This window comes from Winogradskyella sp. 3972H.M.0a.05 (assembly GCF_040493455.1).
GTDB lineage: Bacteria > Bacteroidota > Bacteroidia > Flavobacteriales > Flavobacteriaceae > Microcosmobacter.
Map to the genome: position 1 here is coordinate 724,346 of NZ_JANFDA010000001.1, position 12,717 is coordinate 737,062.

Here is a 12,717-nt window from a genome sequence, read left to right on the forward strand (position 1 = left end):
ATAATTTATGAACATCAATTTGTGGGTTTGGAAAAATACTAAAGCCTTTTTCTGCACTCACTGAAAACGTTCACCGAACGTTTTCTTGATGTTCGTAATCCCTAAACAGCATTACCTGTTCCAGGTTCATTGGGTATGATCTCAGCCACTTTTTGGCACCCCTTTTTGAGAACGGTGCAAAGATATGCCATTAATAATAATTAACAACTATTAGTTAATCAATATCTGGTTTTTTGCGAGAGGCTTTTTTATCGGATTTTAATCGTTTGCTTTTTAAGCGTTTTTCAATTACTGCCTTAGGAATCTTTGTAGCTTTTCTTGGCTTCTTAACCACCAAACCTTCTTCAATGAGTTTGAGAAATCGTTGAATTACTATAGTCTTGTTTTGATGTTGACTTCTAGATTCGTCGCATTGAAGTATTAATACACCTTCATTGGCAAATCTATTTTGAAGTGATTGCAAAAGGCGTTGTTTTTCTTCATCAGAAAACACTTTAGAAGTATTTAGGTTGAAGCTTAACTCAACTTTGGAGGATACTTTATTCACATGTTGGCCACCTTTTCCAGAGCTGCGAATGGCTTTGAATTTCAGTTCAGAAATAAGATCACTAATAGAGTACATTAGGTAATTTGGTGTTGTGCTTTCAAGAGGTCATTGACAGTCTTTACAGGATTAAAGGTGACTAAAGGCACTTCAACAAAAATAGTGTTCCAATAAGCCATGCTGCCATTCCATAGTCCAGGAAGTTCTAAGGCTTTGATATCCTTTCCTGTCTTTGTTTTCATGCTTATAAAGGCAGTTTTTGGGTCAACAAACTTTTTCAGGTCAAAGGATTTACCTTTATAGTTTTTAAGACCACAAACTAAATCTACAGGGTTGAAATGGGTTGAGTTTACTAAGATGGCTTTTTGCAGCTTATTTTTTTTATTGATTTGAGCAGATTCTACAATTTGAAGCGAGGTATAACCACGCTCATCCTTTACCCAAAACGGACCACCACCAGGCTCTCCTTCGTTCTTTACCATACCACAAACTCGTAATGGACGATTCAGCTTGTCATGTAGATATTCTATTTGATACTTTGTTGCATATTTTTCGAACTCCTCGCTTAAGTCCACATTTAGTTTTTGAGTAAGAAATTCTGCAATTTCTATAATCTTCTCTTCATCTACTGAACCAGAGTCTAGTAATTCTAAATATTCAAAAGCTTGAGATTGTAATTCTAGCAGAATACCACCAAGAAGTTTTTTATAATAAGCAACATCTTGTTCGTACTTATAGACTACAACATTGTCAATGTTTTTTATGAAAGCGATATCAGCATCAAGATCATTTAAGTTTTCTAACAAAGCACCATGACCCGATGGACGAAATAATAAGCTTCCATCTGAATTGCGGAACGGTTCATTGTCTGCAGTTACGGCAATGGTGTCTGTAGATTGTTTCTGATAAGAAAATGATATGTTGAATTTTGTATTTGTTTTTTCTTCTACAATTTCTTCAATACGCTTAAATTCTTCATCAAAAATATGATTGTGCTGCTCGGATATGGTAAAATGAAGGTTTGCCTCCTGATTTGAAGATCCGTATAAAGCAGCCTCAAAAAGATGCTCCTCAAATGCTGTTGCGACATGGTCTTTATATTTATGGAATGGTAATAACCCTTTAGGGTAGAAACTAAAGTTTAGTTTATCGATATCTAACATCGTAGTGATAAAAGCCATTATTCTTTTATCGTTGGAGTAGTCTTCGTAATCAGAATGTTGATCCCTGGTTTTTTGAAGAACTTTATCATAAAAAGGCAATTTTTCCATTCCAACCAAAAACAAAGACATGTCATTGGCTTTATTCTTATTGATATAAGAATTTATAGTGCCGTTATTTGGTTTGTATTTTTTTAAAAAGCTAAAGAGAAACTTAAACATTCTAGTGGCTGCTCCAGATGCAGGAACGAACTTTGTAATAGACAGATTTGGACGTTTATTTTCGAAAAGATCTATGAAAGCCTGTTCTTTGTCTTTTTCAATTTTTACGATACCATCAGAGAGTGTTGCTGCTTCTTTTAGGTTTACAAAAGGTAACCCCTTTTCGAAAAGTTGTATTTGACGATTCACGTCTTGAAGTGTGATGCCTTTTTTCTCTATTTGTTTAAGATCATTTTCGTTAAATGTCATAATCATTACTGCATTAGTTGATCTATGTGATCAATGGCTTTTTGTAAGCGTTCTTTTTTATTTCCTTTCAGGACTACAAATGGTTTGTTGGTACTTATTAATGCATCTTTAAACGCATTGTACATTTCCTCTCTTTCATTGGGTTTGTCCCTCAAATCATCTGCTTCCCAAGGCGTGTCAATATAAGTTAAAAAGTAGAGATCGTATGTATTTTCTAAGGCATATTTTTCCAGCAATGGATCGCAAGTTCCAGAATAGTATACTTCGGAATATACTTTGGTTTCAAGAAGATCGGTATCACATATTAAAACTGTATCTGTTTTTTGTGCTAAATCATTCTCTAATCTCATCTGACCTAGAGCGATTGGGAGCAAATCATGAGGTTCACAAGTTTTACGCTCATTATTCCACTTATCTTGAAGATATTCTCTTGCATATTCTGGCACCCAAACAGAATTGTAATGTCTGGCTAACTGTTGGGCAAGTGTAGTTTTTCCTGTAGATTCAGGGCCAAATAAAACTACTTTTATACAGTTTGAAGGTTGTTGCTTAAGTGTTTCTTCCATGCAATATATCCTTGAATTGCTAAAATAGTAAAGATTAAATATTGAAGCGATAGCATGCCTAAACCTCTATAGGCGTATAAAGGAACTGTAATAAGGTCTGCAAAAATCCATAACGTCCAATTTTCAATTTTCTTATTGGCCATATACCACATTGCTGTAAAGAAAATACCTGAAGTGAAAATATCAATATAGTTTTCTATAGCTATTGTTTTATCAAAGCCTTTATATACCAAGAATGTGACTAATATTGTCATTAAGAACATACCAAAGCCAATCCATTTTTCTTTTGTATTTGTTCGAGATATAGGCACTACATATTTATTATTCTTCTTTCTAGACCAATTCCACCATCCATAAATGCTCATCACAGAATAGTAGAAGTTCATCATCATATCTCCAAAATATTCAGCTTTATATAAAAGATAGACGGTAATTACTGTAGCAACTAAACCAGTTGGATAAACTAATATATTTTCCTTCTTAGCATACCAGACACTAGCAATGCCGAATACAAAAGCAATAGCTTCTAATATGATTGCATATGTAGGAGCGCTTTTATAAGCATCTAAAAAGAAATCAAAAATTTGGTTCATAGTCGCTACGATCGCTTTTTACAATTTTCATACTTAAAACTACATTATCCAAAGCTTCAAAACTATCTTTTATCGCCTTGTTGAGATAAGGCATTAAAGCATCATAATCGCCATAGATTTGTGTGCTCAAAGGATTCTCTAAGACTTTAAATTCGGAAGCTCTTAAGGTTTTAATAAACTCTATAATGGGATCTTCAAAAGTATTTTGAAGTGGTGTTAAGGTCAATTCAACAGATATTTTCATTTTGAGGTTTTTTTAGTTCTTCAAAGAAGCTTTCATCATTTTCGAAAGCAGTCCCAATAACAACCAAATCAGCGCCAGCAACATAAGCATCTTCTAACTGGGTTTTGGTTTTAATGCCACCACCAACAATCAATGGAATGGAGAGCTTGGCTTTTACCTGTTCTATAATGTCTTTATTTATGGGGTGAATAGCGCCACTACCAGCTTCAAGATAAATAAGCTTCATGCCTAAGAGTTCACCAGCTTTTGCCGTGTTGGCGATATGTTCAATGTTGTCTCTTGAAAGTGGTTTGGTTTGAGAGATTCTTTCGACTGCGGTTTGCTTGCCATTTTCAACAAGAATATAACCCGTAGGAATTACTTCCAAAGTAGTACTTTCAAGTTTAGAAATGGCCTCCACATGCTTACCAATAAGATAATCTGGGTTTCTACCAGAAATCAATGATAAAAACAGAATAGCATCAGCTTCGGAAGTAATCTGACTGACATCGCCAGGAAATAAAATCACAGGCAGCGTTGTCCATTTTTTTATTTCTCTAACCAAGACATCAGTTTTAGTGTCTTCAACATCACTACCACCAACAAAAATATGTGTAGTTATCGAAGCATTTAGCTTGCTGATAAAATGCTCAACATTATGTAGTACTATCTTATCTGGGTCGATGAGAACAGCTAACAATCTTTGGTTAGAAGACTTAGAATCTAATATGTTTTGATAGCTTGTCATTAAGCAGGTAATGTATAAGCACATGTAAACCCTTCAAACTCTAAAAAATCTGCCATATATTTTGACTTGGTATCAAAATCTATCCAAGCAGAAGTATTTGATTCATCTAAAGTAAACGGAATGACAAGCGTATGTTGTTTGAAACTGAGTCCAGGTGTTGCATAGAGTTTGTAAAGTGTCTCTTTGATGCACCAAATTACGGTTAGTTTTTTTACATATTCTGAATGATTAGCATCCAAATAATCGAATTCATAATCGATAAATTTTCGAGCGATTCTTGTAATCTTATCGCGTTGCATTTCAATATCAATGCCAACAATAGCATCACTAACAACGACTGCAGAAAAATTGAACGAGTGCGTTATTGAGATGTGTTTTCCATCTTTTAGGTGTGGTTTTCCATGATCATCGTAGTATAAGTCTTGGTCGGTATAACCAAATTCCCTGAGTAGATGTCTCACGCTCAAAAAGCCACGTTGATGCAATTCACTTTTCATGCCTTGTAAGCGCTCCAGACTTTCAGGTCTCAAGGATGATTTACCTATCAATTCCTCGTAAGACTCTGCAATCTTCCAGATTTTAACGCAAGTTTGTGAGTTGGGATTGAGCGTTTTATATAAAGGCATTTAATATTCTGAAAGTTAATAGTTATCTTTGCACTCGCAAATATAGATATATACAAAGATATAATTATGAATACAAAAACAATTCCTTACGTACCTTACAAAGTAAAGGATATGTCGCTTGCAGCATGGGGAAGAAAAGAGATTGAATTGGCAGAAGCTGAAATGCCAGGATTAATGAGCCTTAGAGAAGAATACAAAGATTCTCAACCTCTTAAAGGAGCTCGTATTGCTGGATGTCTTCACATGACGATTCAAACTGCTGTATTAATTGAAACTCTACAAGCTCTAGGAGCTGAAGTGACTTGGAGTTCTTGTAATATTTTCTCAACTCAAGATCAAGCAGCTGCAGCAATTGCAGAAGCTGGAACACCAGTATATGCTTGGAAAGACATGACTGAGGAAGAATTCGATTGGTGTATTGAGCAGACCTTATTCTTTGGAGAAGACAGACAACCATTGAATATGATCCTAGATGATGGTGGAGACCTAACTAATATGGTTTTGGATAAGTATCCTGAACTAGTTCCAGGAATCAATGGTCTTTCTGAAGAAACGACTACTGGAGTTCATAGATTATATGAGCGTATGGAAAAAGGAACTTTACCATTACCGGCAATCAATGTTAACGATTCAGTGACTAAGTCTAAGTTCGATAACAAGTATGGTTGTAAAGAAAGTGCTGTAGATGCAATTCGTCGTGCAACAGACATTATGTTAGCTGGTAAGCGTGTTGTTGTTTGTGGTTATGGAGATGTTGGTAAAGGAACTGCTGCTTCGTTTAGAGGTGCTGGAAGTATCGTTACTGTAACTGAAATTGATCCAATCTGTGCATTACAAGCAGCTATGGACGGTTTTGAAGTAAAGCGCTTAGAAACTGTTGTTGGTAATGCTGATATTGTAATTACAACGACAGGAAACAAAGACATCGTACAAGGACGTCATTTTGAAGCGTTAAAAGACAAGGCTATTGTTTGTAACATTGGTCACTTTGACAATGAAATCGATATGGCTTGGTTAAATGACAACCATGGTGATACCAAGGTTGAAATTAAGCCTCAAGTGGATAAGTACACTGTAAATGGTAAAGACATCATTATCCTTGCTGAAGGGCGTTTGGTAAATCTTGGTTGTGCAACAGGTCACCCAAGCTTTGTAATGAGTAACTCTTTTACGAACCAAACTCTAGCACAAATAGAGCTTTGGAATAACATTGAGAGCTACGAGAACAAAGTGTATATGTTACCGAAGCACTTAGATGAAAAAGTAGCGAAGCTTCACTTGGCTAAGATTGGTGTTGAATTAACTGAACTTAGAGAAGAGCAAGCAGACTATATTGGTGTTAAGGTTGAAGGGCCTTTTAAGCCAGAGTATTATAGATATTAATTGTCATGCTGAACTTGTTTCAGCATCCCATATAGAACAAAATCCCAAGCAGAAATGTTTGGGATTTTTTGTTGAAAACTATTATTTGGTTTAGTGAAAAACTATTTTATTTTTGTAACCATGTGTAATGTTGTATAATATGGTTATAAAAGAGAGTTATTCGATTTCTGAAGCTGCTGAAATTCTAGGTAAAAATCCTGAAACATTAAGACGATGGGATAATCAAGGCAAGTTAATTGCTGTTAGAGAACCTATGAGTGATTATAGAGTTTACAATAAAGAACAACTAGAGGTCTTTCCTGAATTTAAAAGGTTTTTTGATAAACTTGATGAAGGGAATTTTGTAGTACCAAATAAGGATTATTCAGTTTTAGAATTATTTGCAGGTGCGGGAGGTTTGGCCTTAGGACTGGAACAAGCAGGCTTAAAATGTAAAGCTTTAAATGAGATCGACAAGTGGGCTTGTCAAACACTTAGAAAAAATAGACCTGAGTGGGATATTGTTGAAGGAGATATTAAAGAGATTGACTTTTCAGGCTACAAAGGCGAAGTAGATGTGGTAACAGGAGGGTTTCCATGTCAAGCATTTAGTTATGCAGGAAAGAAATTGGGACTAAAAGATGCAAGAGGAACTTTGTTTTACGAGTTTGCTAGAGTAATTAAAGAAGTACAGCCAAAGATATGTATAGGCGAAAATGTTAGAGGGCTTTTAAATCATGATAAAGGGAGGACATTAGAAGGAATGATTTCTATTTTAGATGAGATTGGATATAACGTGGTTGCTCCAGTAGAAGTCTTAAAGGCAATCCATTACAATGTGCCTCAGAAAAGAGAACGACTAATTTTGGCTGCTGTAAGAAAAGATATTGAAGTTGATTATAGTTACCCAAAACCTTTTTCTGAAATCTATACTTTAAAAGACGCTTTAAAAAAAGGAAAGTTATTTAATAAGAAAGTACCAAAATCTAAAGGTGCCTTATATCCAGACCACAAAAAGAAAGTTCTAGATTTAGTTCCTCCAAAAGGTTATTGGAGGGATTTGCCTTTGGATATTCAGAAAGAATATATGCAGAAAAGCTTTTATTTAGGAGGAGGGAAAACAGGAATGGCGAGAAGAATTGGGTGGGATGAACCTTGTTTGACATTAACTTGTAGCCCAGCTCAAAAACAAACAGAGCGTTGTCATCCCGACGAAACAAGACCATTTACAGTTAGAGAATATGCAAGGATTCAAACATTTCCCGATGAATGGCATTTTGAAGGTTCTGTATCTCAGCAATACAAACAAATAGGGAATGCTGTACCAGTTAACTTAGCAAAAGAAATAGGATATTCAATTGTTAGTTTTTTGAACGATTATGAAAATGTATCTGAAGGAAATACTTTGCGAATTTCATCAGCCAAGGTATCTATGGTTTCTTGAAGCTTTTCACTTCCGTCAATTTCTAATGCAACTTGCCCTATGGCATTGCTTATTTCAAAATAGAAATTTTCTTTTCCAGTAAGACGACTCCAGAATTCTTTGCCTATTATCACAGGGAAACGATCGTTGATCTTTTTATAGTGAGAACTTAATTCGTTTGTTTCACCATACAGAACACCAATAATCATATCATCAACTCTTAGGTCTAAGTTATTAGTTCTGGCTAAATTTTGAACCGATTGAAAGTGATCAATTATTGTTTTTACATCATCTTTATTTATAGTATTTGGACCGGACTTTAGCTGACAATATTTTTTCCTGCCATCATAAGCATCTATAAATTCTATATCTATTCCTTGAACAACAGATCCCATCATACCATCAAATAGCTCTGAAATCATTTTTTGCGCCTTATTGCCAAAAGTAGTGGTAATAGATGTACTTAATAAGCGAGGAAAAACAAGAGCTTTGGCAAAACTCTCAGGAGTAGAAGTCCCTTCTAGAAAATTTGCTAAATAGGCTAATAAAAACGGATTAATCTTATATGATTTAAGAGAACTTGCTCTTTTAGTAGCACCTTCAAGATGAGAGTTTACTATTTCATTTCTAAAAAAATCTTTGGCATTGTTAAGAATTTTAATTCTCTGTTGATCATCCATTTTTGTTTTTCGCATTTAAATGTCAATAAGTTACGAATATAAAAAATAAAGCTCCTCGCTTTGATAAAGATTTTGGGTTTTACAAAACGTTCAAATAATGGTTGTTAAATCGTTAGTTTTTGAATGAAATAGAATGTTTTTTGTTGAAAACAGGAAACAAAGTTCTAACTGTTTAAAGAATCGAAGCCTTGATAATAGCCAAAGTTTTGAAATGAAATTTCATCCAAAATATTTCTCCTAGAGACTAAAGCATTATTTGATATTTGTTCTAGAATATTATAAGATTCGGTAACAGATTCGCCATTAGTCGCTAAGAAATCGTCGATAACTTTTGGTAGTACCTCGTATAACTTAAAAAGTGCATTTTCGTCCCCTGTTAAAAGGCCATAAAACCTATCCCCAGAAATCATAAAGACTCTATCGTGCCTATATGGCGTTTTATTAATTGTTGCTTCCCATTTTTTTTTAAAGCTTTTTTTGGCTAATGTCTGAACCAAATAACACTTAGCTTGTTGATTATCATTAGCAAATTGCTCTAATTTTTGAAAAACACTTTCCGCAGAACTACTATTCATAGTGTTATGTTTGTTCTTTATTTCAGCAAAAAGAGAATTGTCATCAGCTTTAATATCATAACCACTAAGCTTTCCATTGCTAAATCCTTTAATACCTCCTAAAATTTCTTCATGAAATGTTCCTATAGCATTATTTATCGACTTGTCAATTTGCCGAGATACTTCAAACTTGATTAAATCTTCTTCACTGAGATTATTGAATTTTAAATCAAAAGTCAACTTAAAAGTGTCAACCTTATTTCTATAGAATTTAGGAATTGTGGAAGTCTTTTCTGTCTTAGCTTGTATATAGGAATTATAAAGATTAGAAATACATTGCAATAAATGTTTGTCACTCACATAATCTAAATAATTATTTTCTAAATGGCTCATTAATAGTTATTTTAGAAGGATTTCTATGGGTTACGAATATAAAAAAATAAAAGTTCCTCGTTTCAATGAAGCTTCAGGGTTTTATACCACAAAGAGGCGATCTAAACAAATGGGTAGAATCAAATCCAAGAATACCAAACCAGAACTTTTATTTAGAAAAGCATTGTGGCGGAAAAATGTTCGTTACAGAGTGCATACAAAATCGTTACCAGGAAAGCCAGATGTGTCGATAAAAAAATATAGGCTCGCTATCTTTATAGATGGGGAGTTTTGGCATGGTCATAATTGGGAAGAACGAAAACTGAATATAAAAAGTAATCGTGCCTTTTGGATCCCAAAGATTGAACGCAATATACAACGCGACCTAGAAGTCAATGATAAACTACAAGCTATGGGCTATACTATTTTTAGGTTTTGGGAACACGAGATAAAGCAAGACCTAAAGACTTGTATCAACGATGTGATGGTGTATTTGCAGACAGGAAGTTTTAATTAGTCCTTCTTCGGATGTACTAATTCCATTTCTTCGATGAGGTGCTTAGCACCAGCATATTTATCAATAATAAACAACACATAACGCAAATCGACCATAATGTTTCGGCAAATTTCAGGGTCATAATAGATATCGCTCATGGTACCTTCCCAAACTCTGTCAAAATTTAATCCAACAAGATTTCCATTCGCATCGATGGCTGGGCTTCCAGAGTTCCCACCAGTTGTATGGTTTGTACCAATAAAGCAGATAGGCAACTTACCATTGCTATCAGCATATTGTCCATAATCTTTATTGTTGTAGAGTGTTCTCAACTTTTCAGGAACATCAAATTCATAGTCGCCAGGCACATATTTTTCCATAACTCCATCAAGATATGTAACATGAGTATAGTACACAGCATCTCTTGGTGCATAGCCATTGACTTTACCATATGTAACTCGAAGTGTTCCATTAGCATCTGGGAAATAACGTTCGCTTGGAACCACTTCCATTAAGGCTTTCATGTACTTGGTTTGTACTGCATTAATTTGAGTGTTCTTTTGTTGCCATTCAGGTTCTATTGTACTGTAAAACTCCTCTACAAATGGTTTTGCATATTGATAAGCCGTATCAGCATTGAGTCTTTTCATCACGTCTTCAGCACTACCTTCAAGCATGCTTAAAGCACTATCCAAACTCGTAAAAGCTGTATTGTCGTAAATGGATGCATCAATAGTATCAGTATATAAAGGCATTACAGCTTCAAATACACCTTTGTCAACATTGACATTATAATTTTTAAAAGTGCCTTTTAGTCGAGATGTCATACTTTCTTTTAGGGTTTCAAAACGATCAGGATTTCGTTTCAACTGTATTTCCATTTGATACATCCTAAACATGACTTGCATTAACTCATTGGTTCTAATAAAGACTTCAACGAAGTTGCCACGCTTCACATTGATACTTTCAAATTCCTTGTATAGTTTGTCAAAATCAGAAAGTAAGTTTCCATATTCAGTTTCAAGACCTTTTGCCTTGACTTGTTTAGCAAACTCAGCTTCTGCTTCACGTTTTATATCAATAGCACCACTTTTTGCAATCCCAAGGTTTTCACCAATCCACTTCTTCCATGAGTTGGCAATTCTGGCTTGCTTGGATGCATATTGAATTCGAATTTTATCGTCAGACTTCATATTGGCATCAATAACTTTTAATGCAGCTTCTCTAATGGCAATATTGCTTGGGTTTACCTTTTGTGTTATTTGTTCTACAGCAACAGCTGGTAAGTACTCATTGGTTCTTCCTGGAAATCCAAAAACCATTGTAAAATCGTCTTCCTCGACACCATCTAAAGATATTGGCAGGTAGTGTTTTGGCGTGTACGGCACATTATCCGTACTGTACTTTGCAGGACGATTGTTTTTGTCTGCATAAATTCTGAAGATTGAAAAATCTCCTGTATGTCTAGGCCAAACCCAATTGTCTGTATCACTCCCAAACTTACCAATGCTACTTGGTGGCGCACCAACCAGACGAATATCTTCGAAACGCTCAGTAACAAATAAGAAATACTGATTGCCTTTGTAGAATGGTCTTATTTTTAGTGTCTGCCAGTCTTCCTTTTTCCAACCTTTCATAATAGCATTACTATTTCGATCTATGGTTGATTGTTTGGTTCGAGCATCCATACTATCATCGATAGCGACCAAAACATCTTGTGTAACATCATGAATACTGACTATGAACTCAACATAAAGCCCTTCGTTTGGCAATTCTTCACTTAGACTCATCGCCCAAAAACCATCTTTGAGATAATCATTTTCTAATGATGAATGCGATTGTATCTGACCATAACCACAATGGTGATTGGTAAGCAACAATCCTTTAGGCGAAATAACTTCACTGGTACAGCCACCATTAAAATGACCTATCGCATCTTTGAGACTAGAGTTATTAACATCATAGATGTCTTGTGCAGTCAGCTTGCTACCCAACGTTTGCATGTCGTTTTCATTCATGCCTTCTAAGAGTGAAGGTATCCACATGCCTCCTTGTTGTGCGGAAATCTGAATGGTTACAAAGAGAAAAAGAAGTCTAAAAAATTTCATAAGTCAATTGGTTTTGAATGTCTTTCAAAGATAATAAAGCAATCCATTAATTTGGAATAGATAATCGGGTATCTAAAATCCATTTTTTTGCAAGAGCTCTGTTGGTTGTAATTTCAGCAAATACATAGATATTAGATTGAAAACAATAAGAATGCTCGGCCAATTCTATAAGCACTTTATTATCGCAATAACTAGAGTGAAGGAAGTAAAGTTCATCGTTTTTAATAAAGACATAGCCAACATGATTGTCTAAACCAACAAAGTAGAGTCCATCTTCATAGGTTGAATTGAGTTTAGCTTTTAAAGCTTTAAAAGAAAGATTAGAGTAAATCTTAAGTTCAGACTTTGGTTGAAGCATTTGCGCTTCAATAAGACCAGCCTGCTGCGCCATTTTGTAACGATTTAGATTGAAACCCAAATGCTTTAATGTTGTAGATACAAAATAACCGCAAGCAATCTCACCATCATTTGGAATATTTGTATGACCATTGAAGTCCCAAGTTGTTCCATACCAATGTGGAACTAGGTGATTAAGTAATTTGTCTTTAAGATAAGCTGAAGCACTATCTATAGCTTTCGTTTCATTTTGTTGAAGTTGTGATTTAAAATATACTTTATCAGATTGAATTGCAGAGAGCAATACATCATAGTTTCCTTTGGTTTTAAAGTTCAATCCCAGCTTAGTACTATCTATTAGTGTACTATCTACTTCAACAATAGTGGTTTCTGGACGTGCAATTTCTGTAGCATGTTCTTTGTCAACCGTTTTTTTGCAGTTGACCAATAAGATT

The 12,717-nt window shown here is 34.8% G+C and carries 14 protein-coding genes; 3 read left to right on the forward strand and 11 right to left on the reverse strand.

Annotated elements, in window-relative coordinates:
- Window positions 1-214: 214 nt before the first annotated feature.
- From arfB to NCE97_RS03315, 7 genes are read right to left on the reverse strand one after another with little or no spacing between them, the layout of a single operon-like run.
- Window positions 215-622 carry an alternative ribosome rescue aminoacyl-tRNA hydrolase ArfB gene (gene arfB, locus NCE97_RS03285; RefSeq protein WP_353777439.1) on the reverse strand — a complete coding sequence of 136 codons (408 nt, stop codon included), beginning with the start codon at window positions 620-622 and terminating at the stop codon, window positions 215-217.
- Window positions 622-2,175, reverse strand: a complete 1,554-nt coding sequence (locus NCE97_RS03290; protein ID WP_353777484.1) for a DUF4301 family protein — start codon at window positions 2,173-2,175, stop codon at window positions 622-624. The genes arfB and NCE97_RS03290 overlap by 1 nt, the downstream gene beginning before the upstream one ends.
- A 5-nt stretch (window positions 2,176-2,180) precedes the next feature.
- Window positions 2,181-2,741: an AAA family ATPase gene (locus tag NCE97_RS03295; RefSeq protein ID WP_353777440.1), complete on the reverse strand. Its 561-nt coding sequence runs from the start codon at window positions 2,739-2,741 to the stop codon at window positions 2,181-2,183.
- On the reverse strand, window positions 2,702-3,334 hold the full coding sequence (gene pnuC, locus NCE97_RS03300) for a nicotinamide riboside transporter PnuC (protein ID WP_353777441.1): 633 nt from the start codon (window positions 3,332-3,334) through the stop codon (window positions 2,702-2,704). The genes NCE97_RS03295 and pnuC overlap by 40 nt, the downstream gene beginning before the upstream one ends.
- Window positions 3,318-3,578, reverse strand: a complete 261-nt coding sequence (locus tag NCE97_RS03305; RefSeq protein WP_353777442.1) for a thiamine-binding protein — start codon at window positions 3,576-3,578, stop codon at window positions 3,318-3,320. The genes pnuC and NCE97_RS03305 overlap by 17 nt, the downstream gene beginning before the upstream one ends.
- Window positions 3,562-4,305: a phosphoglycerol geranylgeranyltransferase gene (locus NCE97_RS03310; protein ID WP_353777443.1), complete on the reverse strand. Its 744-nt coding sequence runs from the start codon at window positions 4,303-4,305 to the stop codon at window positions 3,562-3,564. Before NCE97_RS03310 ends, NCE97_RS03305 begins: the two co-directional genes overlap by 17 nt.
- On the reverse strand, window positions 4,305-4,931 hold the full coding sequence (locus NCE97_RS03315; RefSeq protein ID WP_353777444.1) for a 4'-phosphopantetheinyl transferase family protein: 627 nt from the start codon (window positions 4,929-4,931) through the stop codon (window positions 4,305-4,307). The genes NCE97_RS03310 and NCE97_RS03315 overlap by 1 nt, the downstream gene beginning before the upstream one ends.
- Window positions 4,932-4,997: 66 nt before the next feature.
- Here NCE97_RS03315 and ahcY point away from each other — a divergent pair, with 66 nt between their 5' ends.
- Both ahcY and dcm read left to right on the forward strand, forming a co-directional pair.
- Complete coding sequence (gene ahcY, locus NCE97_RS03320; protein ID WP_353777445.1) at window positions 4,998-6,314, forward strand: adenosylhomocysteinase; 1,317 nt, start codon at window positions 4,998-5,000, stop codon at window positions 6,312-6,314.
- 139 nt (window positions 6,315-6,453) lie between these two features.
- Window positions 6,454-7,737, forward strand: coding sequence for a DNA (cytosine-5-)-methyltransferase (gene dcm / locus NCE97_RS03325; protein ID WP_353777485.1), 1,284 nt, complete (start codon window positions 6,454-6,456; stop codon window positions 7,735-7,737).
- Here the strand turns inward: dcm and NCE97_RS03330 are convergent.
- Together NCE97_RS03330 and NCE97_RS03335 are read right to left on the reverse strand one after the other, a co-directional pair.
- Complete coding sequence (locus NCE97_RS03330; RefSeq protein ID WP_353777446.1) at window positions 7,671-8,396, reverse strand: PmeII family type II restriction endonuclease; 726 nt, start codon at window positions 8,394-8,396, stop codon at window positions 7,671-7,673. The two genes, dcm and NCE97_RS03330, sit on opposite strands and share 67 nt — an antisense overlap.
- Before the next feature lie 164 nt (window positions 8,397-8,560).
- Window positions 8,561-9,343, reverse strand: a complete 783-nt coding sequence (locus NCE97_RS03335; RefSeq protein WP_353777447.1) for an Eco47II family restriction endonuclease — start codon at window positions 9,341-9,343, stop codon at window positions 8,561-8,563.
- A gap of 25 nt (window positions 9,344-9,368) precedes the next feature.
- On the opposite strand from NCE97_RS03335, the gene NCE97_RS03340 reads away from it, so the two are divergent.
- Entirely contained in the window at window positions 9,369-9,839 is a 471-nt protein-coding gene (locus tag NCE97_RS03340; RefSeq protein ID WP_353777448.1) for a very short patch repair endonuclease, read from the forward strand.
- On the opposite strand, the gene NCE97_RS03345 is transcribed toward NCE97_RS03340, so the two are convergent.
- Both NCE97_RS03345 and NCE97_RS03350 read right to left on the reverse strand, forming a co-directional pair.
- Window positions 9,836-11,926: a S46 family peptidase gene (locus tag NCE97_RS03345; RefSeq protein ID WP_353777449.1), complete on the reverse strand. Its 2,091-nt coding sequence runs from the start codon at window positions 11,924-11,926 to the stop codon at window positions 9,836-9,838. The genes NCE97_RS03340 and NCE97_RS03345 overlap by 4 nt on opposite strands.
- Before the next feature lie 46 nt (window positions 11,927-11,972).
- Window positions 11,973-12,710: a hypothetical protein gene (locus NCE97_RS03350; RefSeq protein ID WP_353777450.1), complete on the reverse strand. Its 738-nt coding sequence runs from the start codon at window positions 12,708-12,710 to the stop codon at window positions 11,973-11,975.
- Window positions 12,711-12,717 lie beyond the last annotated feature (7 nt).

What these genes read in the sequence shown, in the direction of transcription:
- dcm (WP_353777485.1), top strand. Translation starts at nt 6,454, where the DNA reads ATGGTTATAAAAGAGAGTTATTCGATTTCTGAAGCTGCTGAAATTCTA.
- ahcY (WP_353777445.1), top strand. Translation starts at nt 4,998, where the DNA reads ATGAATACAAAAACAATTCCTTACGTACCTTACAAAGTAAAGGATATG.
- NCE97_RS03310 (WP_353777443.1), bottom strand. Translation starts at nt 4,305, where the DNA reads ATGACAAGCTATCAAAACATATTAGATTCTAAGTCTTCTAACCAAAGA.
- pnuC (WP_353777441.1), bottom strand. Translation starts at nt 3,334, where the DNA reads ATGAACCAAATTTTTGATTTCTTTTTAGATGCTTATAAAAGCGCTCCT.
- NCE97_RS03345 (WP_353777449.1), bottom strand. Translation starts at nt 11,926, where the DNA reads ATGAAATTTTTTAGACTTCTTTTTCTCTTTGTAACCATTCAGATTTCC.
- NCE97_RS03305 (WP_353777442.1), bottom strand. Translation starts at nt 3,578, where the DNA reads ATGAAAATATCTGTTGAATTGACCTTAACACCACTTCAAAATACTTTT.
- NCE97_RS03315 (WP_353777444.1), bottom strand. Translation starts at nt 4,931, where the DNA reads ATGCCTTTATATAAAACGCTCAATCCCAACTCACAAACTTGCGTTAAA.
- NCE97_RS03295 (WP_353777440.1), bottom strand. Translation starts at nt 2,741, where the DNA reads ATGGAAGAAACACTTAAGCAACAACCTTCAAACTGTATAAAAGTAGTT.
- NCE97_RS03290 (WP_353777484.1), bottom strand. Translation starts at nt 2,175, where the DNA reads ATGACATTTAACGAAAATGATCTTAAACAAATAGAGAAAAAAGGCATC.
- arfB (WP_353777439.1), bottom strand. Translation starts at nt 622, where the DNA reads ATGTACTCTATTAGTGATCTTATTTCTGAACTGAAATTCAAAGCCATT.
- NCE97_RS03330 (WP_353777446.1), bottom strand. Translation starts at nt 8,396, where the DNA reads ATGGATGATCAACAGAGAATTAAAATTCTTAACAATGCCAAAGATTTT.
- NCE97_RS03335 (WP_353777447.1), bottom strand. Translation starts at nt 9,343, where the DNA reads ATGAGCCATTTAGAAAATAATTATTTAGATTATGTGAGTGACAAACAT.
- NCE97_RS03340 (WP_353777448.1), top strand. Translation starts at nt 9,369, where the DNA reads ATGGGTTACGAATATAAAAAAATAAAAGTTCCTCGTTTCAATGAAGCT.